The sequence below is a fragment of the Prosthecodimorpha hirschii genome (genome assembly GCF_001305515.1).
Taxonomy (GTDB): Bacteria; Pseudomonadota; Alphaproteobacteria; order Rhizobiales; family Ancalomicrobiaceae; genus Prosthecodimorpha; species Prosthecodimorpha hirschii.
On sequence record NZ_LJYW01000001.1, the window covers coordinates 4,190,093 to 4,216,473 of the forward strand.

Annotated in this window: 24 protein-coding genes; 5 read left to right on the top strand and 19 right to left on the bottom strand. The window is 66.6% G+C overall.

What is annotated here, in order from left to right:
• Positions 1–48 precede the first annotated feature (48 nt).
• Together ABB55_RS18435 and ABB55_RS18440 are read right to left on the bottom strand one after the other, a co-directional pair.
• Complete coding sequence (locus ABB55_RS18435; protein ID WP_054360108.1) at positions 49–465, bottom strand: MerR family transcriptional regulator; 417 nt, start codon at positions 463–465, stop codon at positions 49–51.
• Positions 466–467: 2 nt separating this feature from the next.
• The gene (locus ABB55_RS18440) at positions 468–683 is read right to left on the bottom strand and encodes a helix-turn-helix transcriptional regulator (RefSeq protein WP_083463736.1); all 216 of its coding nucleotides are present in this window, start codon (positions 681–683) and stop codon (positions 468–470) included.
• Positions 684–1,385: 702 nt separating this feature from the next.
• On the opposite strand from ABB55_RS18440, the gene ABB55_RS18445 reads away from it, so the two are divergent.
• The 5 genes from ABB55_RS18445 (at position 1,386) to ABB55_RS29865 (ending at position 9,929) form a co-directional block, all read left to right on the top strand.
• On the top strand, positions 1,386–3,239 hold the full coding sequence (locus tag ABB55_RS18445; RefSeq protein ID WP_083463737.1) for a class I SAM-dependent DNA methyltransferase: 1,854 nt from the start codon (positions 1,386–1,388) through the stop codon (positions 3,237–3,239).
• 98 nt (positions 3,240–3,337) lie between these two features.
• Positions 3,338–4,531: a restriction endonuclease subunit S gene (locus tag ABB55_RS18450; protein ID WP_200912043.1), complete on the top strand. Its 1,194-nt coding sequence runs from the start codon at positions 3,338–3,340 to the stop codon at positions 4,529–4,531.
• The gene (locus ABB55_RS18455) at positions 4,528–5,646 is read left to right on the top strand and encodes a Fic family protein (RefSeq protein ID WP_054360109.1); all 1,119 of its coding nucleotides are present in this window, start codon (positions 4,528–4,530) and stop codon (positions 5,644–5,646) included. Before ABB55_RS18450 ends, ABB55_RS18455 begins: the two co-directional genes overlap by 4 nt.
• Positions 5,647–5,760: 114 nt before the next feature.
• Positions 5,761–8,988: a type I restriction endonuclease subunit R gene (locus tag ABB55_RS18460; protein WP_054360110.1), complete on the top strand. Its 3,228-nt coding sequence runs from the start codon at positions 5,761–5,763 to the stop codon at positions 8,986–8,988.
• A gap of 110 nt (positions 8,989–9,098) precedes the next feature.
• Positions 9,099–9,929, top strand: coding sequence for a hypothetical protein (locus ABB55_RS29865; RefSeq protein ID WP_152982098.1), 831 nt, complete (start codon positions 9,099–9,101; stop codon positions 9,927–9,929).
• A 571-nt stretch (positions 9,930–10,500) separates the two neighbouring features.
• Here ABB55_RS29865 and ABB55_RS18465 read toward each other — a convergent pair.
• From ABB55_RS18465 to ABB55_RS18545, 17 genes are all read right to left on the bottom strand, one after another.
• The gene (locus tag ABB55_RS18465) at positions 10,501–11,406 is read right to left on the bottom strand and encodes a response regulator transcription factor (RefSeq protein WP_244472073.1); all 906 of its coding nucleotides are present in this window, start codon (positions 11,404–11,406) and stop codon (positions 10,501–10,503) included.
• A 71-nt stretch (positions 11,407–11,477) separates the two neighbouring features.
• Positions 11,478–11,936 (bottom strand): c-type cytochrome, encoded by a 459-nt coding sequence (locus tag ABB55_RS18470; RefSeq protein ID WP_083463739.1) that lies wholly within the window; start codon positions 11,934–11,936, stop codon positions 11,478–11,480.
• Positions 11,937–11,949: 13 nt separating this feature from the next.
• Positions 11,950–12,630, bottom strand: coding sequence for a response regulator transcription factor (locus tag ABB55_RS18475; RefSeq protein WP_054360113.1), 681 nt, complete (start codon positions 12,628–12,630; stop codon positions 11,950–11,952).
• Positions 12,627–14,129: an ATP-binding protein gene (locus ABB55_RS18480; RefSeq protein ID WP_054360114.1), complete on the bottom strand. Its 1,503-nt coding sequence runs from the start codon at positions 14,127–14,129 to the stop codon at positions 12,627–12,629. The genes ABB55_RS18475 and ABB55_RS18480 overlap by 4 nt, the downstream gene beginning before the upstream one ends.
• Positions 14,126–14,530, bottom strand: a complete 405-nt coding sequence (locus ABB55_RS18485; RefSeq protein ID WP_054360115.1) for a hypothetical protein — start codon at positions 14,528–14,530, stop codon at positions 14,126–14,128. Before ABB55_RS18485 ends, ABB55_RS18480 begins: the two co-directional genes overlap by 4 nt.
• A gap of 437 nt (positions 14,531–14,967) precedes the next feature.
• A complete protein-coding gene (locus ABB55_RS18490) occupies positions 14,968–16,038 on the bottom strand; it encodes a YncE family protein (protein ID WP_054360116.1) in 1,071 nt (356 codons plus the stop codon).
• Positions 16,035–16,589, bottom strand: a complete 555-nt coding sequence (locus ABB55_RS18495) for an SRPBCC family protein (RefSeq protein WP_054360117.1) — start codon at positions 16,587–16,589, stop codon at positions 16,035–16,037. The genes ABB55_RS18490 and ABB55_RS18495 overlap by 4 nt, the downstream gene beginning before the upstream one ends.
• The gene (locus tag ABB55_RS18500) at positions 16,586–17,569 is read right to left on the bottom strand and encodes a vWA domain-containing protein (RefSeq protein WP_152982099.1); all 984 of its coding nucleotides are present in this window, start codon (positions 17,567–17,569) and stop codon (positions 16,586–16,588) included. Before ABB55_RS18500 ends, ABB55_RS18495 begins: the two co-directional genes overlap by 4 nt.
• Entirely contained in the window at positions 17,566–18,129 is a 564-nt protein-coding gene (locus ABB55_RS18505; RefSeq protein WP_054360119.1) for a hypothetical protein, read from the bottom strand. Before ABB55_RS18505 ends, ABB55_RS18500 begins: the two co-directional genes overlap by 4 nt.
• A 62-nt stretch (positions 18,130–18,191) precedes the next feature.
• Entirely contained in the window at positions 18,192–19,214 is a 1,023-nt protein-coding gene (locus ABB55_RS18510) for a vWA domain-containing protein (protein ID WP_054360120.1), read from the bottom strand.
• Positions 19,211–20,140, bottom strand: coding sequence for a hypothetical protein (locus tag ABB55_RS18515; protein ID WP_054360121.1), 930 nt, complete (start codon positions 20,138–20,140; stop codon positions 19,211–19,213). Before ABB55_RS18515 ends, ABB55_RS18510 begins: the two co-directional genes overlap by 4 nt.
• Positions 20,141–21,016: a DUF58 domain-containing protein gene (locus ABB55_RS18520; RefSeq protein ID WP_054360122.1), complete on the bottom strand. Its 876-nt coding sequence runs from the start codon at positions 21,014–21,016 to the stop codon at positions 20,141–20,143.
• Entirely contained in the window at positions 21,013–22,053 is a 1,041-nt protein-coding gene (locus tag ABB55_RS18525) for an AAA family ATPase (protein ID WP_054360123.1), read from the bottom strand. Before ABB55_RS18525 ends, ABB55_RS18520 begins: the two co-directional genes overlap by 4 nt.
• A gap of 140 nt (positions 22,054–22,193) precedes the next feature.
• The gene (locus ABB55_RS18530; RefSeq protein WP_054360124.1) at positions 22,194–22,502 is read right to left on the bottom strand and encodes a methanol dehydrogenase [cytochrome c] subunit; all 309 of its coding nucleotides are present in this window, start codon (positions 22,500–22,502) and stop codon (positions 22,194–22,196) included.
• A gap of 126 nt (positions 22,503–22,628) precedes the next feature.
• The gene (moxG, locus tag ABB55_RS18535) at positions 22,629–23,156 is read right to left on the bottom strand and encodes a cytochrome c(L), periplasmic (RefSeq protein WP_054360125.1); all 528 of its coding nucleotides are present in this window, start codon (positions 23,154–23,156) and stop codon (positions 22,629–22,631) included.
• A 45-nt stretch (positions 23,157–23,201) separates the two neighbouring features.
• On the bottom strand, positions 23,202–24,056 hold the full coding sequence (gene moxJ / locus ABB55_RS18540; protein WP_054360126.1) for a methanol oxidation system protein MoxJ: 855 nt from the start codon (positions 24,054–24,056) through the stop codon (positions 23,202–23,204).
• 84 nt (positions 24,057–24,140) lie between these two features.
• On the bottom strand, positions 24,141–26,015 hold the full coding sequence (locus ABB55_RS18545) for a methanol/ethanol family PQQ-dependent dehydrogenase (RefSeq protein ID WP_054360127.1): 1,875 nt from the start codon (positions 26,013–26,015) through the stop codon (positions 24,141–24,143).
• Positions 26,016–26,381: the final 366 nt, after the last annotated feature.

The following is a 26,381-nucleotide window of genomic DNA, read 5'->3' on the forward strand; positions in this document are numbered from 1 at the left end:
ACCATCGTCAGTTCCCGTCGCTCCGGCCGCGGTCCTCGGCTCGGGTCCTCACGTCCCGAGCCTGCGGACGTCGCAGGTCCTCTCGATGGCCGACAGGCGGTCCGAGGACACGCGCTTGTGCATCACGGTCGCGCACGCCGGGCAAAGCGCCTGCAGATTGACCGAGGTGCCGACGACCGAGGCACAGTCGACCATGCCGTCGGCGGGCTTCCGGGGTTCTCGACACCTGAAGCAGTAGAACTCGCCGATTGCGCAGGGGCGCTTGCGGGCCGCTCGGCGCCGCGACAGGAAACCCTTCGCTTCGAACCCGGAGACGAGCGACGGCCGTCGGTCGTCGATCGTTCGCATGCCCTCCGCGATCCAACGGCGGACCGTACCCTTGTGGCAGCCGGTTACCAGTGCCAGTTCCTCGACGGTGTAGGTTTGGTGGATCTTGATCCGCCCGATGGCGGGCCGACGGTTCATGGTCACGTCCCCCGCTCGACTAGGGCGCGGATGTCCTCCGCCCGCCATGCGGTGATGCGGGGGCCGAGCTTGACCGGCTTCGGATAACGTCCGGTGCGGACGCCCTCCCACCACGTCGATTTCCCGACGGGGATCGGGCCGTTCGGCGCCAGGATGTTGGACAGGCGGACGAGGCCGCCTTCGGGCAAGCCGCCGCCGTTGCCGGCATCGGCGCGCACATGGGATTTTCCTGTGTTCAATGTGTGCGTCTCGTCGGAAATCGGAGACGGCGCACCGTCGGGCGGGTTTACCGCGCCGACGGTGCAGGGTAGCGTGACCCTCGCTCTTCGCAGAGCAACGGGGGTTCACCCCTAAGAGCCGTTAGACCGCGCCAACGGTCTGCGGCTCTTTCCGTATCCGGTACCCTTGGTGGCCAAGGGCAGCCACGGGATCGAACCCGCAGCGACATTTTCCTTGTCCAACGCGGTTCCACACAAGCCCATAGGGGCCGGTTGTACCCTTGTTCATGTCGGTCAGGACATAAAGTTTGGTCGGATGCCTCTACGCCCGATGAAACATGACTACATTGGCCAAGCACTTTTGAACCGAACCTGCAAGTCATCGGAATCGCAGAAATCGAAGCATTACTAATGGGTTGTGCGGCTTCGCGACTCGAAGTGAATACTGTGCGGCCTGCTCATAAAATGCTTCCAGGATTGCCCCTCTCATCAGAATGCTGCTTTCGAGATTTACTCCACAACTCTGTGAACGGCGAGGGTGACTTGTCTCGGATTCGGGCGGCCGAAAGGGGGCGATTGCGTCTTCCGCGAACCATGCGGCGCGAATCGCCCCCGATCGTTGCGTTGTTCGGCAAGGCTTGAGACAGTCCGACGACGCAGATTCGGGCCGGGCAATGGCCTGTGCCGGGAGCGATGGGCGGGATGGTCGAACAGTCGAGACGCGAGGCCTTTCTTGTGGCGCTGAGGGGGCTCGGCGGGTCGGCGGGCAACGGGAAGCTGCGCGAGCGGCTCGGGTGGGACGAAAGCGCCTACGATGCGGTGAAGTCCGTGCTCGTCGCCGACGGAACAATCCAGCCGGGACGCGGGCGCGGCGGATCCGTCGCGCTGGTCATAACCATCGCCGAGCTCTCGGAGACGGACGAAGAGGATACGGAGCCCGTCCCAGAGGTCGAGAAGAAGCGAGAGCCGAGGACGGCGGATCGGGGTCGGGCCAAGCCGAAGGCGAACGGCGGCGACCTTGGCTTCGAGGCGGAGATGTTCCGGGCCGCCGACAAGCTGCGCGGCAACATGGAGCCCTCGGACTACAAGCATGTCGCGCTCGGGCTGATCTTTCTGAAGCACATCTCGGACAGCTTCGAAGCCAAGCGCGCCGCACTCTTGGCCGAGTATCCGGAGGGCGCCGAGGATCGCGACGAATACGCCGCCGACAACGTCTTCTGGGTGCCGCCGGCCGCGCGCTGGTCGCATCTCCAGGCGAACGCCAAGCAGCCGACCATCGGCAAACTGATCGACGACGCCATGGAGGCGATCGAGAAGGACAACAAGGCGCTCGAAGGCGTCCTGCCCAAGGACTATGGCCGGCCGGCGCTGAACGCCGTCATGCTCGGCGAGCTGATCGACCTCGTCTCGGGCATCGCGCTCGGCGCCGAAAAGGGCCAGAGCCGCGACGTGCTCGGCCGGGTCTACGAGTATTTCCTCGGCCAGTTCGCCGGCTCGGAGGGCAAGCGCGGCGGAGAGTTCTACACGCCCCGTTCGGTTGTCCGCCTGATGGTCGAGATGATCGAGCCCTTCAAGGGCCGCGTCTACGATCCGTGCTGCGGGTCGGGCGGCATGTTCGTTCAGTCGGAGAAGTTCGTCGAGGAGCATGGCGGGCGGCTCGGCGACATCGCCGTCTATGGGCAGGAATCGAACCACACCACGTGGCGCCTGTGCCGGATGAACCTTGCCGTGCGCGGCATCGACGCCGACATCCGCTGGAACAACGAGGGCAGCTTCCACAAAGACGAACTGCGTGACTTGCGGGCCGACTTCATCCTCGCCAACCCGCCCTTCAACATCTCCGAGTGGGGCGGCAACCGCCTGCGCGAGGATCCGCGCTGGCGCTACGGCATTCCGCCCGCCGGCAACGCCAATTTCGCGTGGCTGCAGCACATCGTGCATCACCTCTCGCCCTCGGGCGTGGCCGGCGTCGTCCTGGCCAATGGCTCGATGTCGTCGACCCAGAACGGCGAAGGCGAGATCCGCCGCGCCCTGATCGAAGGTGTCACCGGCGCGCCGGGCGTCGTCGACTGCATGGTCGCGCTGCCGGGCCAGCTCTTCTACTCGACCCAGATCCCCGCCTGCCTGTGGTTCCTGGCGCGCGACCGCTCGAACGGTGTCGCGCGAAACGCCAAGCTGCGCGACCGGCGCCACGAGATCCTATTCATCGACGCCCGCAAGCTCGGGCACATGGTCGATCGGACGCGGAAGGAGTTTTCGGACGAGGACATCGAGACGATCGCGCGAGTCTATCACGCGTGGCGCGGGGAGGAGGACGCCGGCGCTTATGAGGATGTGCCGGGATTCTGCAGGGCGGCTAACATGGAGGATGTGCGGAGCAACGGACACGCGCTCACGCCGGGGCGGTACGTAGGGGCGGCGGCTGAGACGGGAGACGCGACACCCTTTGTTGATCGGTTCAATGCATTACAAGAGCATCTCGAAGCGCAGTTCGCTGAAGCCGCGGAACTGACTGAGACAATTCAGGCGCGATTGGCGGGGCTTGCGTTGCCATGACTACCGATGAGTGGCTGGAAGCGCCTCTTGAGCATTTCCTGACTCGGGCGACATACGGTTTTACAAATCCGATGCCCACAACATCGGAAGGCCCCTTCATGGTGACGGCCAAGGACATCAACGATGGCCGTATCGTTTATGAACAGGCACGACGAACCTCGCGTAACGCATATTTGGAAAGGCTGACCGACAAAAGTCGACCGAACGTCGGCGACGTTCTTGTCACTAAAGACGGGACTCTAGGTCGAATTGCCATTGTTGATCGCGCAGATATTTGCGTGAATCAGTCAGTCGCAGTATTACAGCCAAATAATTTAATTCGATCCGCCTTCTTGAAACTCGTTCTCGAAGAGCCCAACAATCATCAGCGGATGCTTAGCGAAGCTGAGGGTTCAACCATCAAGCATATCTATATAACGCGTTTGGCCAAACAGCCTGTGCGCGTACCGTCGCTTGCCGTTCAAGACAGCGTCCTTTCGATAGTGTCTCCTCTCGATCGAAAGATCGAACTGAACCGGCGCATGAACGAGACGCTGGAGGCGATGGCGCGGGCGATCTTCAAGGATTGGTTCGTCGATTTCGGCCCGACCCGCGCCAAGCAGGAAGGCCGCGCGCCCTACCTCGCCCCGGACATCTGGTCCCTCTTCCCCGACCGCCTTGACGATGAGGGGAAGCCGGAAGGGTGGAACATCGCTCCACTTGGGACGTGCTTCGACGTGAATCCTAGCGAGGCCATTCGGCCCGGCAGCGAGGCGCCTTACCTCGATATGGCGGCTCTACCAACGACCGGCCCGAACGCCGACGAGCCTGTTGATCGTGAATTCCGGTCCGGATCGAAGTTTCGAAACGGCGATACTTTGGTGGCGCGGATCACGCCATGTCTGGAGAACGGGAAAACAGCGTATATCCAACATCTTCCCGCTGACTCGGTCGGTTGGGGATCGACTGAGTTCATTGTGTTGAGGAGTCGACCACCAATCCCGATATTCGTCCCCTATCTCGTTGCGCGTCTTGAGGATTTTCGGGAGCATGCGATCCGCAGCATGACCGGCACGTCGGGTCGTCAGAGGGTCAATGCAAGTGACATTCAGAGGTATTTTCTCTTCAGTCCAAATAAGTCTGAGCTGTGGCAGGTCTTCGCCCGAATAGGGACACCGATGTTCGAGCGTATCGCGGCAACCCAAGCAGAATCCCGCACCCTCGCTGCTACCCGCGACCTCCTCCTCCCCAAACTCATGTCCGGCGAGGTCCGCATCCGCGAAGCCGAGAAGGCCGTCGAGGACGCCCTATGACGGCCGTCGCCTATCACCTCGGCGCCTTCCCGCCGACGACGCTCGACTGGCCGGCCCTGCTGCCGCTGATCGGCCCGGCCAATGCGGCCATCGCCCGCTATGCCGGTCTGCTCGAAGGCATCCCGAGCCCGAACGTGCTGCTCTCGCCGATGACCGTGCAGGAAGCCGTCTTGTCGAGCCGCATCGAAGGCACGCAGGCGACCATGGGCGAGGTGCTCGAACTGGAAGCCGAAGGCGGCCCGGTCGACGAAAGCACGCCGAAGAAGGCCGATATCCGCGAGGTCCTGAACTATCGGGCCGCCCTGAACGAGGCCACCCGGCTCCTGGAGACCCTGCCGCTGTCGCAGCGCCTGCTGCGCGAGACACACCGGGTCCTGATGCAGGGCGTCCGGGGGCGGACCAAGGATCCGGGCGAGTATCGCCGCATCCCGAATTGGATCGGACCGGCCGGCTGCACGCGGGAGACCGCGCGCTTCGTCCCCGTGAGCGCCGACCGCCTGCCGGAGGCGATGGACGCCTGGGAGCGGTATTTGCACGCCGACGCCCCCGACATCCTGATCCAGCTCGCCATCGCGCATGCCGAGTTCGAGGCGATCCATCCGTTCCTGGACGGCAACGGTCGTCTGGGCCGGCTGATCGTCCCGCTGTTCCTCTATAGCCGCAACCTCCTGACCCGACCGAATTTCTACCTCAGCGAATATCTCGAAAGTCACCGGGACGAGTATTACGACCGGCTCCTCGCCATCTCCCGCGACGGCGACTGGACCGGCTGGTGCGCCTTCTTCCTGCGCGCCCTGATCGAACAGGCGCAGACGAACCAGACCCGTGTACAGGCCATTCTCGAACTGTACCATCGCCGCAAGGACTGGATCGCCGCCGAGACTCATTCGCAATACGCGGTTCGCGCCCTGGACTGGTTCTTCCGCCGCCCGATCTTCAAGTCCGGCGACTTTCGGGCATCCGCTGAAATTCCGGCGCCCACGGCGACGCGCATTTTACGCGTGTGTCGGGACAGTGGTATGCTTCGAGAATTGCGTCCCGGGAGCGGAAGGCGGGCGGCCATCCTCTGCTTTCCGGAGCTTCTGAACATCGCGGAGGACCGCATTGCCTTTTGACGATCATGCGCGCATCGCAAACCGATTTGTGGATCATGAAACCGCCCTTCATGATCCACAAATCGGTTTGTCGCGCACGGATGATCCACAAGCCCCACCGAGAGGACGGCCCTGATGGCCTTCCTCTCCGAGACCGCGGTGGAAGACCTCGCCCTCGACCGCCTCGTCGCGCTCGGCTACGCGGCCGGGACGGAAGCGGTGATCGGACCCGACGGCTCGGCGCCCGAGCGGGAAGCCTATTCGGACGTGCTTCTCCTCGCCCGCCTGCGCGCCGCCGTCGCGCGGCTGAACCCCGCCCTGCCGGTCGACGCCCTCGCCGACGCCCTGCGCAAGATCTCCGCGCGGGGGTTCCCCGGTCTCGTCGAGGAGAACCGCCGCCTGCACAGGCTGATCGTCGACGGCGTACCGGTCGAATATCGCGGCGCCGACGGCGCGATCCGCGGCGACTTCGTCCGCCTCGTCGACTTCGGTAATCTCGCCGCGAACGATCTCCTCGCCGCGCGCCAGTTCACCGTCATCGAGGCGGGCCGCGAACGCCGCCCCGACATCGTGCTCTTCGTCAACGGCCTGCCGCTCGCCGTCATCGAGCTGAAGGCACCGGGCGCCGAGGGCGGCACGGTCGAGGCGGCCCATGCCCAGCTGCAGACCTACAAGGCCGAGATCCCGTCGCTGTTCCGCACCAACGCTCTGCTCGTCGCCTCCGACGGCATGACCGCCCGGGTCGGATCGCTGACGGCCGATTTCGAGCGCTTCATGCCCTGGCGCACCGCGGACGGCGCCACGGTCTTGCCCAAGGGCCGGCCCGAACTGGACACCCTACTCGACGGCCTGTTCGAGCCGGCTCGCTTTCTGGCCCTGCTGCGCGATTTCACGGTCTTCGCCGAAGCGCCGCACGGCCTCGCCAAGATCGTCGCCGGCTACCATCAGTTCCATGCAGTCGCCAAGGCGGTCCGCTCGACCTTGCACGCCCTGGCGAGCAACCAGGGCAAGCCGGCCGACGCCTACGGCTTCGGCTTTCGCGAGGATCCGGCCGCCTATGGCCTACAGGGCATCGACGACCACGCCCCGGGCGACCGGCGGATCGGCGTTATCTGGCACACCCAGGGCTCGGGCAAGAGCTACCTGATGACCTTCTATGCCGGTTGTCTTGTGCGACACCCGGAGATGCAGAACCCGACCATCGTGGTCCTGACCGACCGGAACGATCTCGACGACCAACTCTTCGCGACTTTCTCCGCTTGCCGCGACCTGCTCCGGCAGACGCCGATCCACGTCGAAAGCCGCGAGGCCTTGAAGGAGGCGCTCGATCGCGCCTCGGGCGGCGTGATCTTCACGACCATCCAGAAATTCGCGCCGGCAACGGGGGCGACCGTGTTTCCGCGCCTGTCGAACCGGGCCAACATAGTCGTCATCGCCGACGAGGCCCACCGCAGCCAATACGGCTTCAGCGCGCGGATCGAACAGAAGACCGGCGCCATCTCCTACGGCTTCGCCAAGTACCTCCGCGACGCCCTGCCCAACGCCTCGTTCATCGGCTTCACCGGCACCCCGATCGAGGCCGAGGACGTCAACACGCCCGCCGTCTTCGGCAACTACATCGACGTCTACGACATCTCCCGGGCGGTCGAGGACGGCGCCACGGTGCCGATCTACTACGAGAGCCGGCTCGCACGCATCGAACTGGCCGAGGACGAGAAGCCGCGCATCGACGACGAGCTCGAAGAGGTCACCGAGGAACTCGACGGCACCGAGCAGGAGAAGACGAAGCGCGAATGGGCGACGGTCGAAAAGCTCGTCGGCACCGAGAAACGCCTCGCCCTGATCGCGGAGGATCTCGTCCGCCACTTCGAAGACCGCCTCGCCGCGCTCGACGGCAAGGGCATGATCGTCTGCATGAGCCGGCGTATCTGCGTGGCGCTCTACGACAAGATCGTCGCGCTCCGCCCGGACTGGCATTCCGACGACGACGCGGCGGGCACGATCAAGATCGTGATGACCGGCGCGGCGTCCGACCCGGTCGGGTGGCAGAGGCACATCGGCGGCAAGGCGCGCCGCGACCTCCTCGCCAAGCGCGCCAAGGACCCGGCCGACCCGCTGAAGCTCGTGATCGTGCGCGACATGTGGCTGACCGGCTTCGACGCCCCGTCGATGCACACGATGTATGTCGACAAGCCGATGAAGGGCCACGGGCTCATGCAGGCCATCGCCCGCGTCAACCGCGTCTTCCGGGACAAGCCGGCCGGCCTCGTGGTCGACTATATCGGCATCGCCCAGAGCCTGAAGAGCGCGCTCGGTCGCTACACCGCCTCCGATCAGCGCGAGACCGGCATCGACGACGCCAAGGCGGTCGAAGTGCTGATCGAGCGGTACGAGATCGTTCGCGACATGTACCACGGCTTCGATTACCGGGGCGGCCTCGCCGGAACCCCGCAGGACCGACTGGCGATCCTCGCCGCCGCGGTCGAATGGATCCTAGCGCGACAGCACGAGGCGGCGCGGGCGGCGAAGGACGACGACAGCCGGAAGCGCGAACTCCGCCGCTATCAGGACGCCGTGGTCGCACTGTCGAAGGCCAACGCGCTCGCCGCTTCGAGCGACTACGCCCGCGCCATCCGCGAAGAGGTCGCCTTCTTCCAGACCGTCCGAGTCGTCCTGGTCAAATCCGCGGAAGGCTCCGGGACGTCCAAGACCGTCAAGGATTTTGCCATTCAGCAGTTGCTCGATCGCGCCGTCCTCTCGACGGAGATCGTCGACGTCCTGAAGGCCGCCGGCCTGGAGACGCCGAACCTCTCCGTCCTTTCCGACGAGTTCCTCGCCGAAGTGCAACAGATGGGGGCGAAGAACCTCGCCCTCGAAGCCCTGCGCAAGCTGCTCAACGACGAGATCCGGTCGCGCGGGAAATCCAACGTCGTCGAGACCAAGCGCTTCTCCGAACGCCTCGAAGCCGCCATCGCCCGCTACCACGGCAACGCCCTGACGACGGTCGAAGTCCTGCAGGAACTGATCGCCCTGGCCAAGGACGTCCGCGCCGCCCACCGCCGCGGCGAAGAGGAAGGCCTATCCCCGGAGGAAGTCGCCTTCTACGACGCGCTCGCCGAGAACGAGAGCGCGGTCGAAGTCATGGGCAACGACAGCCTGAAGGTCATCGCGCACGAATTGCTGGTCGGCCTCAAGGGTGGCGCCACGGTCGACTGGCATCACCGCGAGAGCGCACGCGCGAAGATGCGCGTGCTCGTGAAGCGGATCCTCCGCAAGCACGGCTATCCGCCGGACCTGCAGGACGCGGCGATCCGGACGGTGCTGCGACAGGCGGAGTTGTTGTCGGCGAAGTGGGCGGCTTGAGGTGCGCGGTCCTGAAAGGTCTTCAGCGGGTAGCAGTTCAGCGGGCATTGGAAAATCTTAGGGATGCGGGCATTAAAATGCAGGAAAAGAGAAGTGGCTCTCGGCGGAAAATGGACAGCATTGAAGAAGTTATTCTTTCGTATAAAGAGAATGATCATAGTGTATTTCAGCAAAAACTCTCACTTAAGGACATCATGACAGAAAGAATTCAGTTTCGAAATGCGCTTTTGAATGAAACAGTCCGAGAAGCTTTCTATGGAGTTCCCGCAATCTTTGATGCGTTACCTGTTATTGGTGGGGCAGATCGCAAATCAAACACTGCCACATTTTTTGGCATCCTTGATCGTCGAAATAAAATCGACATGAATTTGTCTGTCGGCAGCCAAATGGATCGCGCGGCGGCCCGACCCTTGCCTTTGTCTATGTCTATAATTGAGTACATTGTCACTCGCCGTCAGCAGCGGATGCATCTGATCTGTGATGAAAAAAGTAGACAAGTCGTTGGGTTGGTAACGGTTCATGATTTGGCGAGGCTTCCCGTTCGTTTAGCCCTATTTGCAGCTTTACTGGACCTCGAAGACTCTGTCGGCCAGACAATCGAGAAGTTTGGCGGTCCGGAAGCGAATTGGGATCGCCTGATTTCAAATAATTCAGTGCGCCTTCTCGATGAATTCAATAAATCAAGAGTCAAAGCTTACGGTCCCGATGGTGGCGGCTCATTAATTTTAGAGATGGGTTTTGGGTTAAAGCTGTCAATTCTCAAAGGAATAAGCTCTCTCGGGTTGCTTGGGAACCTTCGATTGGCGAATACAAATTCACTTCGATTGCTTCGTAATGATATAGCCCATACAAAACCTCTGCGAAATCTGCACAGTCTGTCTCAGGATGTTCAGCATGCGCTTTTTTTGACCCGTGAACTGAAACAAAGGCTGCAGTCCTGAAGCTGGCATTTGCGAAGAAAAATCGAACGCGAGGTGGCGGCGACAATCCGCTGTGCCCTTCGGGGGATACAATCGAGATAGGGGGTATATTTGGGGGTGCCAGTGAAAAATCAGAGATAAAAAAATCAAAGAAAACAATTAGATAATTAACTGGTTCGAGTCCGGCCTGGGCACCATCGTCTCGTCCGACACCGTGCGCAAGAACCCAAAAATTGGCGGTAATCGGCGGGGTTCCATCAGCTTGTTGTCCGATGCGCGCCGCTGAGGGTCCGTTGAATCCCGTCTGATTGGGGGGCGAGTGGGCGGTATCGGCTCGGCCCCCTTGAGGCGATGCCCCCAAGATGTCGCGCGCGGATGGAACGATTCGCGCTGCCGAACCGGCGGAACGGCCCTGCCAAGGCGGCGCAAGACTGGCAGCCCCCGGACGTTCCTGTGCCGCGGCATCCCGGGTGAGGCTCCAGAGCATTTCCCGATTGGATGGAATCATCCAATCGATAAGGAAATGCTCCAGAGTCAATGGCTTGAGCCGGTCCTTTTCGGTCGGATCGGTTCGATCTGACCGGGACAGACTCTAGGAGGCGAGGGTCGTGCCGGGCGCCATCGTCTCGGGCCCGCGGTGCGGGCTGCGCAACTGAAAGCCGCGTCCGCGAATGGTGGCGATCAGGCTTTGATGGCCGTAGCCGAGGAGGGCCAGCTTGTGGCGCAGGTAGCCCATATAGACATCGACGACATTCAACGACGCCGACTCGTTCTGCGTCCAGACGGCCTCGTAGAGCGACTGGCGCGAGATCACGGCCTCCTTCGCGGTCATCAAGGCGGACAACAGGGCCGTTTCGCGTTCGGTCAGCACGACGGTCCCGTTGGGGGTCGAGACGATGCGGGTCGCGGGGTCGAGCGAAACGGTTTCGAAGCGCAGCCGGGTTGAACGGGGTGCGGCGCCGGCATCGGCGATCCGCAGGCGGACTTCGATGCGCGCGATCAGTTCGTCCATCGCGAACGGCTTGACCAGATAGTCGTCGCCGCCCGCATTGAGCCCGGCAACGCGATCGGCCACCGAAGTGCTGGCGCTGAGGAAGATGATCGGGCCGCGATAGTCCGCCCGCCGGGCCGCTTCGCAGACGACGAGACCCGACATGTCGGGCAATCCGACATCCAGCACGATCGCGACCGGATCGACGGATTGGACCATGTCCAGCGCCTTGGCGCCAAGATCGACGGAGACGACCTCGTCGCCGCAGGCCGCCAAACCACGGCGCAGCAGAGATGAGATGTCCGGATCGTCTTCCACGACCAGAATCGTCACGCCCTTGACCTCCCTGCCGATCGCTCGGGTTTTCGCCCGGGTTTTCGCCCGGGATTTCGTCTGTCGGGCCGGAGGACCGCGATCCCCGTCGACCCGAGACGCCTCCACGGATGCGCCGCCACGGATGCTAGGGGCGGCAAAAGCAGGGCGATACCGGCAAGGCTTGCAGACCATGCGGGAAGTTCTTCCAACCCGCCGTCGCGCCCGGCCCGGCCGGGCCGGACGGCGAGCTCGGTTCGAAGAGGTCATTCCGGCTTGCGGTACTTGGCGTGGCAGCCCTGGCAGACCTGCTGGTACTGATCGAAGGCGTAGCGGAAGGCGCCGTCGCCCTGGCGGGCGGCGAAGACCAGAAGGATGGCGCTGCGGTTCATCTCGTCGAGCCGCGCGTCGAAATCCTCCTTGTTCTGCCAGAGGGCCGGCAGGGCGGCGGAAGTCTCGGCCTGCGACCCCTCCGGGAACAGGTTCGGCAGAACGGCCGTCGCCTCGGAGACCGTGCGGACGCTGTCCTTGACGAGATCGGGATCGAGCTTCGCCTTGCCCTGCGCCATCTCGCGCATCACCTTGGTCGCCTTGACGACCGCGACCATCAGCCTCTGGCGGGCTTCGACCAGCGTTTCGCCCCGGGTTCCGGTCGAGACCAACGTCAGCGCGAGCGCGGCCACGCCAGCCGCCGCTGCCAGACGACACCCCATCCACTGCTTCATTCCCGTCTCCTCCTCACCCCCGCCGCGAACCGGCAAGAACCCGGCTCGCCTCGGGGCGGTTCTCGGTCTGCCCGAGCCATTTGACGGCGAGCCGCACCAGTTGCGGCAGTGTGGTCACGCCCAATTTCGACTTGATATGCGAACATGTATTGGCGACAGTCTTGTAGCTGACCTCAAGTTCATCGGCGATCTGGCCGTATTGATGCCCTTCCGATAGCAAGGTCAAAACCTGAATTTCGCGATTGGTCAGATCGTCGATCGGGTCGCGTTTCTTGCGCGTCCCGAGCATGGCGACCTCCAGCGCCAGGGCATGGGCCAGATAGGTCTGGCCGGAGCGGACTTTCAGGATAGCCTCGCGGAGATCGCCCGGCTCGCTGTCCTTGAGCAGATAGCCGTTGGCGCCGGCATCGAGCGCCCGGCGCACCACGATCGGGTCGCCATGCATCGAGAAGACCAGAATGCCGAACTTGCGCTCGTCCAGCCGGAGCCGGCGGATCAGTTCGATGCCGCCGAGGCTGCGTCCCTGCATGCCGAGATCGACGATGACCAGGTCCGGCTTCAGCCTGTGGAAGTTGCGATAGGCGGAAACCAGCGTCGCGGCCTCGCGCACGTCGCAGGCGCCGATATCCTCGATCACGCGACGACAGCCCTGCAGGACGATCGGATGGTCGTCGACCACCAGCACCTTGGTCATCTCTCACCTCCGCCGGCCGACCGTCCGAGCGGCGGGCCCGGTTCCAGGGGAATGCGCGCCCGGACGCGCGTGCCGCCGCCGGCCAAGTCGGCGATGTCGAGCGATCCGCCGATCGCGTGGATCCGATCGCGCATGCCGGCCAGGCCGTAGCCCGGCGGCGCACCGGGGCGCAGGCCGGAACCGTCGTCCTCGACCGTGACCGTCAGCAGGAGCCCCGCCCGGTCGACGACCGCGACGCGAACGGACGAGGCTCTGCCATGCTTCACGGCGTTGAGCACGCTCTCCTGTATCGAGCGGTAGACCGTCAAGTCGACACGCTCGCCGTAGCTGCGGCCTGGAAGTTCGAGGTCGAAGGTCAGGGCGAGGTCCGGCGCGGTGCGGCGGATCGTGACGCCGAGCCCGCCGAGAAGCTCGTCGAGCGGCACCTGACCGAGGCACATCGGCTGGAGATCGGCGAGGATCGTCCGGTTGGCGACCTGCAGCTTGTCCGAGACGGCCATGATGTCGCGCGCGCAGGCCGCGATCCGCGACCCGCCCGGCCCGCCGTCGGCCTCCGCCGCCTGCAGGATGGCACCGGCATGGGCGCGGACGCCGAACAGGCACGGGCCGAATTCGTCGTGCAGTTCCATCGCCAGCCGGCGACGCTCGTCATCCTGGACGGTGATCAGACTGGAGGCGAGGCGGCGGTTCTCCGAATGGGTCTCGTGCAGGGCTTCGGCAAGGCGGTTGAAGCGCTGCACCAGAATGTCGAGTTCGGCGACCGGCGGATGCTCGAGGCGCACCGTGTAGTCGGCCCGTTCGAGCGACTGCAGCGCGTCGCCGAGTTCCGAGATCGGCCGGAGGATGCGTCCGAGCACCAGGATCAGGATCACCATCAAGGCGCAGGCCCCGCCGACGGCAACGAAGCCCAGCGCCAGCGCATCGGCCCAGACCTCGGCCACCTCATCCTCCGGGCGGGTGCTGAGCATGACGACGCCGATCCGGGTCACGCCGCGGAACAGATCGATCCGACGCTGCGTCGGTGCCGGCGCGATCAGGTCGTGGAACCAGCCCGGTGCGGGCCGCCAGTCGTCGTAGTCGTCCGCCTCCGAGCCGGGTGCACGCTTGACCGCGGGCGGGATCGGTATCGAGCGGCCGGCGCCGTCCGTGACGCCGAAGGAGACGTGGCGGGTGCGGGCTATGTCTGCCGCGAGCACGGCGAGTGCGGCGCGCGGTTCGCTGGAGGACGAGATTTCCAGATCGCGCGCGGCCTCTCGCACCAGGCGCTCGGCCGATTCCAGCGCCCGCGCGGTCTCCAGTCGGACCGCATGGCGGGCATTGAGGATGAAGACCACGGCGGCGGCCGCGAAGGTCAGCGCCGTGGCGGTGACGACCGCAATCACGATCCGGCGGCGCAGGGACGCGCCGGACCCGACGCGGCGGCCCTTCGGGCAGGTCGGTGCGGCCGGATCGGCGAGGCCGGACCGGGCCGCGCTGGGGGACGGCAGCACGAGACTCATCGGCCTGCCCTCCCGCGTTCGATGCGGACCGCCAGCGCGCGTTCGGGCGGCAGACCCTGGCTGCGGGCATTGAAATAATGCTGGCACATCTCGCCATAGAGGCCGCGACCGCCGATCTGCCGCTGCGCGGCCGTCAGCCGTTCGAGCAGCGCGCTCGGCGCCTCCGCAAGGCCGATCTCGGCCAGCATGGCGGACAGTTGGACCGTTCGGTTGGCCAGCATGCGCGGCTTCTCCATGAACACCGCTGCGGCCGCATCGAGCCGATGTCCGGTCGCCGCCACGGCCGGATCGGCCGGCGCCAGGTCGCGCCCGGCCTCGCGGCTGGCCAGCCAGAGGTCGGGATCGACCCGATCGTGCACGTCGATCCAGATGCGGCCGCGCTCCGGCAGCGCCCGAACCACCGATCGGGTCTCGACCCTGCCTTTCTCGATCTCGTCGTCACAAGCAGTAAGAAATGCACAAAAAGATATGACAAGCATTCCAGCGGTGGAATGCCATCTTATTATACTCTCATTATCGCTCTTCGTCGCGACCCTGTGCGACATGGAATCTTATCCTATCCATAAAGTCTCGTTCATTTTACCATCCGATATCGTCCATGCGCAAATGTTGCTTTTGTCTCCGGGAGATCAACGCAACATGACACACATGCTTGCCTCGCGGTCACACGGTGCGCGGTTCGGCTTCAGGAGAGGGATGGGAACCCTCCGTCCCGGCCAAACGCCCAGAGCCTGTCCCGGTCAGATCGAAACGATCCGATCGAAAAGGACCGGCTCAAGCCATTGATATTGCAGAATTTCCTTTTCGATTGGATGATTCCATCCAATCGGGAAGTGCTCTAGATCGGAATGACCACGCGCGGCCCCCGACCGGTGGCGATCCGGGCGATTTCCCGCCCCGAGGCCGGGTCGACCACCGACAGGCAGTCGTCGAACCAGTTGGCGGCGACCAGACCGGCTGCGGTGGCGGCGATTCCTTCCGGATAGCGGCCGATCCGGATCCGCGCCGCCGGTGCGGCGGTCGCCGTCACCGGGACGAGATCGATCGCACCGCCGCGCTGGCTGACCACCGCGATGCGGTCCGGGTCGGGCAGCAGGGCGATGCCGTAGGGAAGCGGGCCGACCGGCAGAACGGCCGTGCGTTCCAGGCGCCCGGCGTCGATCACCGAAACCGAGCCGGCTTGCACCTCCGCCACGTAGAGCCGGTCCGAGCGGTCGTCGAACGTGATCGCGAACGGGGCCTTGCCGACGGCAAGCGAGGCGAGGAGGACCATCCCGGCGCCGTCGATGACGTCGATCCGATCGGCCTCGCGGGCCGCGACGAAGATCCGGCCGCGCGCCCGGTCGAAGGCCATGAAGGCCGGCGCGCGGCCGACCGCGACCGCGCCGGTCGGCGCCCCGTCGGCGCAGCGGTAGCGCCGCACCGCATTCCCCGACCAGTCCGTCACATGGAGCGCGCCGCCGTCGCCGGAGAGCAGCAGGCCGAAGGGCGTCCCGCCGGTGGCGATGCGGCGCGAGGGAAGCCCGGTCGCGGTCTCGATCGCCACCACCTCGCCGGCCTCGGGACGCCCGACATAGAGGCAGGACCCGTCCGGCGTCAGGGCGGCACCGACCGGCTTGCTGCCGACCGCGACCCGCTCCAGGACGCGGCCCGCCGCGACATCGATGCGCTCGACCGCGCCTTCCTCCTGCAGCGTGACCCAGACCTGGGCGGCCGTCGCCCCGCCGGCGAGTACACGGTTCGGCGCGGCCGTCGTCCCGGCGGCGAGTGCAGGGTTCGGCGCGGCCGTCGCCCCGGCGGCGAGGGTACGGTTCGGTGCGGCCGTCAGCCAGGGGGCCAGCGCCGCGGCCAGGAGCGACCGGCGCGTCGGCCGGGCGGGCGGCCGGATGGGCGGCCGGTCCGGGATCACTTCTTGCCCTCGGCGGCTGCCTTCAGGCCGTCGAGCCCGGTCCGGTAGAAATTCGTCATGGCCGCGATGGCGGCCTGGTCGTCCAGGGTCTCGGACGGAAAGTTGCCCGTGTCGCCGCGATAGAAGCGCGCCGTCCATTCGACCTCCGAGCCGCCTTCGGCCGGGCGGATCTGGAGCGATGCGGAATAGAAGGAGACCGGGAAGATCTCGACATTCTCCTTGGCCAGGCGCCAGGCGATCAGCATGGCCTTGGCATCGTATTCGTCCAGGCTTTCGCGCAGTTCGCCCTTTTCGAGTTCGATGTCGCGTTCCGAACCGGGCATGTTGCCGTTGCTGACGCGGCAGGCGGAGACGCCGGGATGCCAGACCGCGATCGCACCGAAATCGCCGACGAGCTTCCAGACGGCATCGGGGGGCGCCGCGATGCGGATGGTTTCCGCGATCTTCTGTGGGGTCGGTCCATGGGCACGGGCCGGAACCGCGGCGAGGCCGGCGGTGGCGAGGCCGGCGGCGGCGAGCGTGACGCGGACGAACTGGCGGCGGTCGATCATGGCAGGGTCCTTCGGGTTGGGGTCGCCCGGGCGCGGAGACGGGCGGCGAGCGGCACAATCAGGTGGATGAGCAGCAGGGCCGCGAAGGCGCCGAGCGCACAGCCGGGACGCAGGTCGACCGGCCGGGCGGCGACCTCGGCGCGGGCCGCGCTTGCGAAGGCCGCCATGACATCGGTCTCGTCGAGGCGGCCGTAGGCGAGGCCGGTCATGGCGGCGAGTTCGGTCAAATGACCCTCCTTGAGCGCGGACAGATGCTCCTGCCCGACCGCCGCGTTGCCGCCGAACGGCGCGTTGCGCGCGTCGTAGCCCTCGCGCAGACTGGAATCGGTCGGCGGCAGCCCAAGGCGATTGTCATGCGGTACGTCGTCGGCGCTGAGAAAGCCGATCTCGCGCCCGCGGTCGTCGTATTTCGGGATCGGGGACGGCGACAGCCCGCCGACGCCGAGGATCAGGCCTCGGACGCGCCCCGCTTCGCCGTCGAAACGCAACGGTATGTCGGGCCTGAGCGGCGGCGCCTCGTGACCGTCGCTGACGAAGACCAGATTGGTGCCGAGCGCCTCGGCGAGTTCGACCGAGCGGAACAGCCCGGCCGCGATATGGCTGTCGCCCTCCCAGGCCATGCGCCATTCGAGACCCTGCACGGCGCCTTCGAGAGCGGGAAAATTGGCGCAGGTCTCGACCGGCTCGAACAGCAGGAACGGCTTGCGCTCGCTGAAGATGGCGAGGCCGACCCGCGACCCGCAGCCGAGCCGGCCGATGAAGTCGACGAGCCGGCGCTTGGCGGCATCCAGCCGCGTCGCCGGCCGGCCGCCGAACTGCATGTCGCGAACGGTCATGCTCATGGTCACGTCGACCACGACGGTGGCGTCGTAGCGCGGCTGCGTCCGTTCCGCGGTCGGCCGGAACAGGGCCGCCACGGTGAGGACGGCCGCCGTCGCCAGGGCAAGGCCGCGGACATCGGCCAGGCGCGCGGCGATCACGGCAACCCCTTCGGCAGGCCGGGCAGTTCGGTCCAGAGCTTCTTCGGGGTCGCCGGCACGTCGTCGTCGCCGGTCACTTCCAGTTCGGGAAAGTCGCGCACCAGGCGCATGGCCACGTCCAGATCGTATTTCAGGCTCCAGTGGCCGGGCCGGCGGCGCAGGCCCTCCATGTAGCGCCGCTTGGCGAGACCCACGAACGGGATCGCGTCGTCGATCCGGCCGGCCTCGACGAGGTCGATGGCGCGCCGCATGCGCGCATTGCCGGCGGCCAGCAGCGCCTCGGCGGCCAGTCCGTCGTCGCGCGAGCGGGCCAGCCGCTCGACGAACGGTTCGGCCTCGTCGAGCCGGTCGCGGAAGAGCAGGAAGTCGAGGCGCGCATAGGCGACGGCATCGGCCGCGTCCGGGCCGACGATCAGGTCGTGGCCGGACCGCAACGCGGCGATCGTGCGGTTGTCGGTCTCAAGCCCCCACCAGACGGCGCCCTCCCGGAGCCCAAGCGCAAGCGCCCCGGCCATCAGCAGCCACAGGGCGGGTCCGCGCAGAAGCGTCGCCGCACGCATAGCGGCGGCGATCCGGCGGCCCCGCCGACCGGGCGCCGGGGGGGACGCAGAGGCGGAACCGATCATGGCGCAGCCCCCATCTTGCGGCTCCCGCCGACGCGCACCTCCATGAGCCGCGCCGCCAGGAGCAGGGCGAGCGCGCCGAGCGCGATGCCGAGCGCGGCGGGCACCAGATCGACCGCCGGGATGCGTTCGCGATAGCGCATCTCGGCGACTTCGAGCTTGTCGATTTCGGCGATCGCCGCGGCCACCGCCTCCGGGCTTTCGGCCTCGAAGGCGCGATAGGGCTGGCGGAGGCTGGCCAGGAACAGGTTCAAGTGACGTTCCGGCAGAACTTGCGGATTGTCCTCCATGTCGGGCGGCGGCGGCGCGAAGATGCCGCGGCTGCCGGCGGTGCGCAGGTAGAGCCAGTAGAGGTTGACGCGTCGCCGGGAGAAGGCGTCGCGCAGATCGGCCTGGACCTTGCGGTCGATCACCGCCGCGCCGTCGGAGACGAGCAGGATCGAGCGCGCCGCCTCGCCGGGATCCTCGTCGAGCATGTCCAGCGCCCGGGCGAGGCCCCGGCCGACATCCGTATAGGCGAGGCCCGGCCGGTCGATCGCCGCGATCGCGGCCCTGACGGCGGCCGTCCGGTCGGTCATCGGCATCAGCAGCATGGGCGAGGTGGAAAAACCGATCATGCCGATGCGATCGCGCGCGCGCTTGACGACGAAGGCATCGATCAGCCGACGGGCCGTGGCCGCCTTCGCCTCCTCGGAGCCCTGCGGCGTCCGTCCGGCGAAACTGTCGTTCATGCTGCCCGAGCGGTCGATCAGCAGCGCGATGTGGCCGCCACGACCGATGCGCTCGATCTCGCCGGCGCTGCGCTGCAGACCGGCGCCGGCCAGAACGAGCGCCGCCATGGCCACCGCGCCGGCGATCCGCAATCCCCGATCGACCGCGCGCGACACCGGATCCGCCGGGATCGCGTCGAGTGCCGGAATGCCGTCGGCCCGGCGCGGCGCGACGAAAAGCGGCAAGAGGGCGAGAGGCAGCAGCAGGAGGACGAGCGGAAGCCGGCAGGAGAAGCCGAGGATGTCGATCACGCGCCCCTCCTCTCCGCTGCAGCCAACCGGTCCGCCAGCCGGCCGATGTCGGCCGCAGGCATCAGCGCTTCCGCGTCCGCCGGCGCATCGGCGTAGAAGGCGGCGACGGAGGCCGCGAAGAAGACGGCGATGCCACTGCGTTCGGCCGCGTAGACCGGGTGTTCGGCCAGAAACGCCTCGATATCCTCGGCGAAGAGCCGACGCCCCGCTGCGCGGTCGAAGGCCCGATGCAGCAGCGTCAGCGCGTCCCGGTGGTGTCCGGTCGGCAGGCGCCGCAGCGCGCGCCGGACCGCCGCGAAGGGCCGCCCCCGCCGGGCGGCGAAGGGGAAGACCGCGTGATGGTGGGCCAGCGCCAGTCCGGCGAGCGCCGCCAAGCCGGCCGCAGCGACCGCCCGCACGGCGGCGTTTCGCGTCGGGACGGGCCGGGGCGGCTCGGCCGGCAGGATGTCGACCCCGCCGCCGGCCTGACCGGACACGCCACCGGCGGCGAGCTCGCGCAGGGGCGACACGCCGAAGCGCCAGGCCGGCACGGCGGCGCCGACCGTCCGCCCGTCCGGCGCCGCGAGCGTGACCGCGAAACCCGGAATGGTCTGCTGACGCGCCTCCAGCGGTGCGTAGAAGGTCTGGTAGACGAGATCGAGCGTGACGATCGTGCGCCCGCCTTCGCGACGCTGGCCGGATGCGAGCCCGCCCAGTTCGAGCCAGTAGGTCCGCCGGCCGGTCTTCGGCAGGGTGGCGGGGGCCAGCGACCAGTCGCCCTCGGCGACGATCTCGACCCGATGGCGGATCAGATCGCCGATCAGGTAGCCGACCGTGCGTTCGGAGGCGATCGAGACGTCGACGATCTGGGCTTCGGCACCGATGCCCGACCCGGCCAGGGCCAGAACCGCCGCGGCGGCGGAAACGACGGGTTTGCGGCCGACCATCTAGACCTCCAGGAGATGGGCCGCGAGGGCGGCGAGGTCGAGCCGGCCTTCGACCCGGAACGGCCGCCGGCCCAATTCGGAGAAGCGGGCGCCGAGCCCTGCCCGGCGATCGGTCTCGGCGGCCGACAGCCGGCGCGCCAGCGCGGGACGGAACAGCACCATGCGCCGGGCACCGGTCTCCAGATCGGCCACGTCGCCGAGCCCCCACCGCGGCCAGCGGGCTTCGGCCGGGTCGGCCAGTTCGACCGGCACCACATCGTGGATCGCGAGCCGGTCGGCGAGTTCGTCGAGCGCAAGGCGCGGGAAGCGGAAGTCGGACACCAGGAAGACCAGGCGGCGGCGCGGCGGCAGCGCGGCTGCGGCAGCTTCGAGCCCGGCCGTCCCCCGCCCGGACGGCACCGTCCCGGCAACTGCGGCGTCGATCGCTGCGGCGGCCGGGGCCGGGCCCGGCGCGTGCAGAACCTGCGCGTCTCCCCCCCGGGCGACGGTCAGCCCGAAGCGGTCGCCGTTGTGGCGTGCGGCAAGGGCCACGGCGGCGGCGAGCCGTCCGGCGAGCGCCGGCTTCCAGACATCGCCCCGAAATCCCATCGATCCGCTGGCATCGACGATCATCTCGACGCCGATGCGGTTGCGCGTCTTGTAGCGACGCACCTGCAGACGCCCGAACGGGTCCCGTGCGGTCGCCCGCGGGTCGATCCGCCGGCCGTCCGGCGCGCGTTCGTAGGCCGTGAAATCGTGAAAATCCGAACCGCCGCCGACGGTGCCGCTGCGGTGCGCGCCGGCGGCGGACCCCGCCGCGCGCCAGCCGAGCGCATAGGCGAAGGCGATCAGGTCGTCTTCGTCGACCCCGGCGGCAGGGAGCGAGGCATCGGTCATGGCGCCGGGATCCGCTCGAACAGCGCCCGACACAGCGCCGGGACGATCCGGTCGCGGCGCGGTTCGTAGGCCGGCGCCAGAAAGATGCGGTGGGCGACGACGGGCGCGAAGACCGCGCGGATGTCCTCGGGCAGAAGCATCGCCCGGCCCTCCAGCCAGGCGCGGACGCGGGCGGCCCGGACCAGATAGCTCATGCCGCGCGGGCTCGCCCCCGCCGCGACCGCGCGGCCGATGTCGACTCCCTCGACCGCCAGCCCCGCATCGGCCGGAAACCGGACCGCATCCCACAGCGCCAGCACGTAGCGTTCGATCGCCGCCGATCCGCGCACGCCGCGCTGGATGGCCGCCGCGACCGTGGCGAGCTGGGTATGATCGAGCACGGCCGCCGGCACGGAAGCGACCAGAGCATCGGTGTCGTGGAAGACCGGATCGAACAGCAGGCGGCGCCGGGTCTCGGCATCGGTCGGCGTCTCGACCGTCAGTTCCATCAGGAACCGATCACGGGCGGCGGCCGGGAGTTCGAAGGTCTCCTCCCGTTCGATCCGGTTGCGATCGGCAAAGATGGTCAGGTCGGGGAAGGACCAGTCGCGCCGGAAGGCATTCAGCGTGCGCTCGGCCATGACGCGCAGCAGCAGGGCATGGACCTGCGGCCGCGCCCGGTTGATCTCGTTGAAAAAGAACACGGCGAGGTCTTCACCCGCCTGCAGCAGCGGCCCGGGCTCGACGCGCGGCCGGCCGTCCTCGTCGAGGAAGCTGTGGTAGACGAGGTCGCCGGGCATCAAGTCGACCGTGCCCTCGATGCGTTCGTAGCGGCCGCCGAGCGCGCGCGCGACCGAGCGCAACAGCGTCGTCTTGCCGACCCCGACATCGCCTTCGAGCAGGACGTGGCCGCGGGCGAAGAGGGCGATCGTCAGCAGTCGGACGATCCGTTCCTGGCCGACCACCGCTTCGTTGACGGCCGCCTGGAACGCTTCGGCCCGGCCGCGCCAGTCGGACAGCAGGGCATCGGCGGCGAGGCCGGCTTGCGCAAGGGTCATCTCTCGGCAGTCCCTGTCTGAGGCGGACGGAGGCGGTGCGGCCGGACGGGACGGGAGAGGGTCCGCCGGCCGCGTCGGACGGGACGGAGCGACGGGCCTTCTCGGCCGACGCTCCGCCCGGTCGTCAGGTCGCGATGTCGTCAGTTCGGAATCTTGGCGACGTCGTATTCCCACTTGCCGGTCTTCTTGAAATGGGCGACGCGCTTGGCATTCCGGTCCGCCATGGCGGCCAGGGATTCCGACTGCTTGTTCAGTTCCTTGGGGTCGTGCTTGGGGTCGTACTTGCTGCCGGCGACCTGGTCCGGATAGCCCGGCTTCGGTTCCCAGCAATTGCCCGGCGCCTTGCACTTGGTGCCGTCATAGGCGGTCGCCGGGATCGCCGAGACGGCGAGCAGGCCGGCGAAGAGAGACAGGGCCGCGACGCGGCCGATCGACGCGATGTCCACCATGGGGTTCCTCCGTGATGTGCGGTTTCCGCTTCATGTGCCGGCCGTGGGACGGGCGTCGCGCGGGCCGGTCTTCGTCGCCGGGCGGGCCCGGCGCGAACTCGATGGCGGCCTCGGGCCGCGCAGCCGTCAATGTGGCGGCTTGTAGGGTTTGAAGGTCTTCTTCTGCTCGTCCGTCAGCCAGACCGCGTCCTCGATCGGGCCGTTGTAGAGATGCCGGACCCAAGCCATGACGACGAGCATCTCATCGAGCGTCAGGTTGAAGACCTGCGGCCCCATCTGGCCGTTGGCACCGCCGAACATCGTCTCGAACAGACCCTGGTCGGTCGCGTTCTTCGGATAGGTCCAGTAGTTGTCGGCGAGCCCCGGCCCGATCTTGCCTTCCCCGTAGTGACCGTGGCAGCCGGAGCAGGCCGACAGGAACAGCGGTTCGGCCTTGGCCAGGATCTCGGGATTCTCGGTATAGGGGTTGCGGCCGGTCTCCAGGAAGCTCTTCACCCCGGGCGTATCCCGCCCGTCGGGCAGGGCTTCGTCGAGGTTCAGGACTTCGCCGGTGATCGTGTGCCGGAGATCCAGCGCGGCACGCGCCGCACCCACGGCGAGCACGGCGAGGGCGACGAACGCGGCGCCGATCAGGGACGTCGTGGCAGTCTTCATCGGGCGGTCTACTTCTTCTTGAACGGGTCCGGAGCGGGAATGCGGTCAGGAGCCGCTCGGAAGGGTGAGGACGCCTTCGTCGGCAAGCACCTGGTCGATCTCGGCCCGGGCCTTGACGATGGCCGCATCGACGGCCTTGAGCAGGGCCGCGTCGCCGAGCCGGACGCCGAAGGACTGGTCGAAATGATGCGGGATGGGCAGGCCGTCGCCGCGGACATTGTCGTCCGGGATCATGGTCACCTGCAGCGGCACCGAAGTAGACTTCAGATAGCGGGCGACCTCGGGCGAGAAGGCGACGCCGAGCTCGGCATGACCGTCGGCGACTTCGGCGACGATGCGGGCGGGGTCGAGTCGGGTATACTGGTTGCGCGAGGACTTGAAGTTGACCAGCGAGAACAGGTAGGCGGCGTTGTCTTCCCATTTCCCGTTCGAGCGCAGCATGGTCTCGGCCGGCGAGCCGAAGCCGACCGCGAAGCGCGACATGCCCTTGATCGCCTCGTCCTTCCAGGAGCGGATCGGACGATCGGTCTTGGAGATGAAGACGTAGCCGGATCGGTAGAGCGGCTTCGAGGTCAGGACGCGCGTGTCGCCCGTGTCGACACCGGCGACGAGGTCGCACAGCTTCTTGTCCAGGAAATCGCGCACGAGATAGACGGCCGGCTTCGGCGTCCAGACGAAGACGGGCTTGCGGTCCATCGCCTTGGCGACGATTTCGGCGAGCCGGTTCTCGAAGCCTTTGGCATCCTTCATCGAGAAGGGCGCCTCGGTCTCGCTCGCGCAGATCCGCAAGCTGCCGGGATCGGCCGCGGGGGCGGCGGTCTCGGTCTCGGCGACGGCGAGACCGGTCGACAGGAACAGGGTCGCGACGGCGAGCGCCAGCGAAGCGGGGCGGTCGTGCATGACTAGCCATCCATCGATGTTTGAGAGATTGCGGAGGGAGCCGTCCGCGCGCCACGGGGAGACACGCGGACGATCCCGGTCACGTCACTTGGCCGCGTATTCGCCGACCCGGACATCGTCGTAGGGGTTCTTGCCGTCGAGCGAGAACACCGTCACGCCGCCGCCCATCTGGGTGTAGTGCTGCAGGTTCTTGAAGGCGCCGACCGAGCCGAGACCGGCGGTCGGGTCGTTCAGGTCGAACACCAGGCCGACGCCCGGCCAGCCGCCGACACCGTAGTAGATGGCGACATACTGCACGCCCTTGTGGCTGAAGGTCATCGGATGGCCGATGACGCCGGACGGCAGGCGGTGCTTCCACTTCAACTCGCCGGTGCGCGTGTCGCGGGCCTTGATGAACCCGTCCAGCGTTCCGTAGAAGACCAGGTTGCCGGCGGTCGACATGGTGCCGCCCCAGACCGAGAACTTCTCCATCGCCTCCCAGGCATACTTGCCGGTGATCGAGTTGTAGGCCTTGATCTGGCCGAGGCCGAGATAGTTCTGGCGGTCGCCCTTCGGGCCCGGATACATCCACAGGGTGGCGCCGACGAAGAACTGTCCGGCGCGGTACGGGAGCATGAAGGGCTCCCAGTCCATGCAGATGTGGTTGATGCCCATGAAGAACAGCTGCTTCTCGGGATCGTAGCTGTCATGGCCCTGGTTGTGATAGCCCATGGCCGAGGGGCAGATGTCGCGGCCCTTGTGGTCCATGCGCGTGCCGAATTCCGGATCGCGCTGCGGCAGACCGGACTTCAGGTCGACCTGCTTCACCCAGTTGACCGTGTCGTCCAGCTTGTCGGCCGAGACCAGGTCGCCGTTTTCGCGGTCGAGCGTATAGACGATGCCGTTGCGGTCCGGATGGGTCAGAAGCTTGCGCATCTTGCCGGACTTGTCCTTCTGCTCGGAGAGCATCATGACGTTGACGCCGGCATAGTCCCATTCGTCGTGCGGGGTCTTCTGGTAGCCGAAGCGCGCCTTGCCGGTGTCGACATCGCGGCCGAAGATGGTCATCGTCCACTTGTTGTCGCCGGGACGCATGGTCTCGTTCCACGGCGCCGGATTGCCGGTGCCGAAGTAGATCATGTTGGTGTCGTTGTCGTAGGCGTACCAGCCCCAGTTGGTGCCGCCGCCGATCTTCCAGGCATCGCCTTCCCAGGTCGACTGGCCGAGGCCCTTCTGGCCGTAATGCGGGTTCTTGATGTTGAAGTCGTCGGCGAGGTTCAGATCCTGGTCCGGACCGGTGGCGAAGGAGCGCCACTTCTGCTCGCCGGTCTTCACGTCATAGGCGGTGACGTAGCCGCGCACGCCGAGTTCGGCGCCCGAGGAACCGATGATCACCAGGTCCTTCACCACATAGGGGGCGATGGTCAGGGTCGAGCCGACGCGGATGTCGGAATTCTCGATCTTCCAGACCTCCTCGCCGGTCTTGACGTTGAGCGCCACGACATGGCCGTCGAGCTGGGTCTTCAGAATGTAGGGGCCGACGGTGCCGTCGCCGGGCCAGTAGGCGTTGCCGCGGTTGACCACGTCGCAGCAGGCGACCGCGCGGGCGGCGGAGTTCTGCTTCGGCTTGTGCATCCACTTCACCTTGCCGGGCTCGTCGAGGTCGAGCGCGAAGGTGATGTTCGGGAAGGAGGTGTGCACATACATGGTGCCGTCGACGACCAGCGGCGTGCCCTCGTGGCCGCTGAGGACGCCGGTCGAGAAGGACCAGGCCGGCTTCAGGTTCTTCACATTCTCCGCATTGATCTGGTTCATGCGCGAGAAGTTGTTCGAACTGTAGTTCTTGCCGGGCATGACCCAGTTCTCGTCCTTGTTCGACAGCTCGATGAGCTTGTCGTTGGCGAGAGACGGGGTCGTTGCGGCCATCGTGACCGTCGCAGCCAAGGCGGCCACGGACACCGAAAGCAGATATCGCTTCATGTTCCGCTCCTTCGGGTTCCTCTCCAGTCGACATGCGCCGTCGTCCGACAAAATGTCGGCGCGGCATGCGACCAGCCACTGATTACAAGCTCCACTTTAGTTTTGATTTGGAGCCATACGTCTCACACCCTTATGAAGTTCTCATAAGAACTTCCGACGAGACGTGTTCGGAAGCATCAGGCAGGCGGATACTAGAAAGTGCGGAGTCGGATTGTCTTTGGCTGAAGTGCCAGACTGGGTCGGGAAGAAGTGGCAATCGGACTGCCGGCCGGCGGCAGCGGTCCGGATCGCGGTGCACCGCAGCACAAGCCTTTCGACCGTCGGCGGTCGTGCCGCCGTCCGTGCCGCCTCCCGGGTCCGGCGGAA

What these genes read in the sequence shown, in the direction of transcription:
- ABB55_RS18475 (WP_054360113.1), bottom strand. Translation starts at nt 12,630, where the DNA reads ATGACCAAGGTGCTGGTGGTCGACGACCATCCGATCGTCCTGCAGGGC.
- moxJ (WP_054360126.1), bottom strand. Translation starts at nt 24,056, where the DNA reads ATGCACGACCGCCCCGCTTCGCTGGCGCTCGCCGTCGCGACCCTGTTC.
- ABB55_RS18480 (WP_054360114.1), bottom strand. Translation starts at nt 14,129, where the DNA reads ATGAGTCTCGTGCTGCCGTCCCCCAGCGCGGCCCGGTCCGGCCTCGCC.
- ABB55_RS18460 (WP_054360110.1), top strand. Translation starts at nt 5,761, where the DNA reads ATGGCCTTCCTCTCCGAGACCGCGGTGGAAGACCTCGCCCTCGACCGC.
- ABB55_RS18470 (WP_083463739.1), bottom strand. Translation starts at nt 11,936, where the DNA reads ATGAAGCAGTGGATGGGGTGTCGTCTGGCAGCGGCGGCTGGCGTGGCC.
- ABB55_RS18450 (WP_200912043.1), top strand. Translation starts at nt 3,338, where the DNA reads ATGGTGACGGCCAAGGACATCAACGATGGCCGTATCGTTTATGAACAG.
- ABB55_RS18525 (WP_054360123.1), bottom strand. Translation starts at nt 22,053, where the DNA reads ATGACCCTTGCGCAAGCCGGCCTCGCCGCCGATGCCCTGCTGTCCGAC.
- ABB55_RS18515 (WP_054360121.1), bottom strand. Translation starts at nt 20,140, where the DNA reads ATGGTCGGCCGCAAACCCGTCGTTTCCGCCGCCGCGGCGGTTCTGGCC.
- ABB55_RS29865 (WP_152982098.1), top strand. Translation starts at nt 9,099, where the DNA reads ATGGACAGCATTGAAGAAGTTATTCTTTCGTATAAAGAGAATGATCAT.
- ABB55_RS18445 (WP_083463737.1), top strand. Translation starts at nt 1,386, where the DNA reads ATGGTCGAACAGTCGAGACGCGAGGCCTTTCTTGTGGCGCTGAGGGGG.
- ABB55_RS18520 (WP_054360122.1), bottom strand. Translation starts at nt 21,016, where the DNA reads ATGACCGATGCCTCGCTCCCTGCCGCCGGGGTCGACGAAGACGACCTG.
- ABB55_RS18505 (WP_054360119.1), bottom strand. Translation starts at nt 18,129, where the DNA reads ATGCGTGCGGCGACGCTTCTGCGCGGACCCGCCCTGTGGCTGCTGATG.
- moxG (WP_054360125.1), bottom strand. Translation starts at nt 23,156, where the DNA reads ATGAAGACTGCCACGACGTCCCTGATCGGCGCCGCGTTCGTCGCCCTC.
- ABB55_RS18495 (WP_054360117.1), bottom strand. Translation starts at nt 16,589, where the DNA reads ATGATCGACCGCCGCCAGTTCGTCCGCGTCACGCTCGCCGCCGCCGGC.
- ABB55_RS18530 (WP_054360124.1), bottom strand. Translation starts at nt 22,502, where the DNA reads ATGGTGGACATCGCGTCGATCGGCCGCGTCGCGGCCCTGTCTCTCTTC.
- ABB55_RS18545 (WP_054360127.1), bottom strand. Translation starts at nt 26,015, where the DNA reads ATGAAGCGATATCTGCTTTCGGTGTCCGTGGCCGCCTTGGCTGCGACG.
- ABB55_RS18435 (WP_054360108.1), bottom strand. Translation starts at nt 465, where the DNA reads ATGAACCGTCGGCCCGCCATCGGGCGGATCAAGATCCACCAAACCTAC.
- ABB55_RS18455 (WP_054360109.1), top strand. Translation starts at nt 4,528, where the DNA reads ATGACGGCCGTCGCCTATCACCTCGGCGCCTTCCCGCCGACGACGCTC.
- ABB55_RS18465 (WP_244472073.1), bottom strand. Translation starts at nt 11,406, where the DNA reads ATGGTCTGCAAGCCTTGCCGGTATCGCCCTGCTTTTGCCGCCCCTAGC.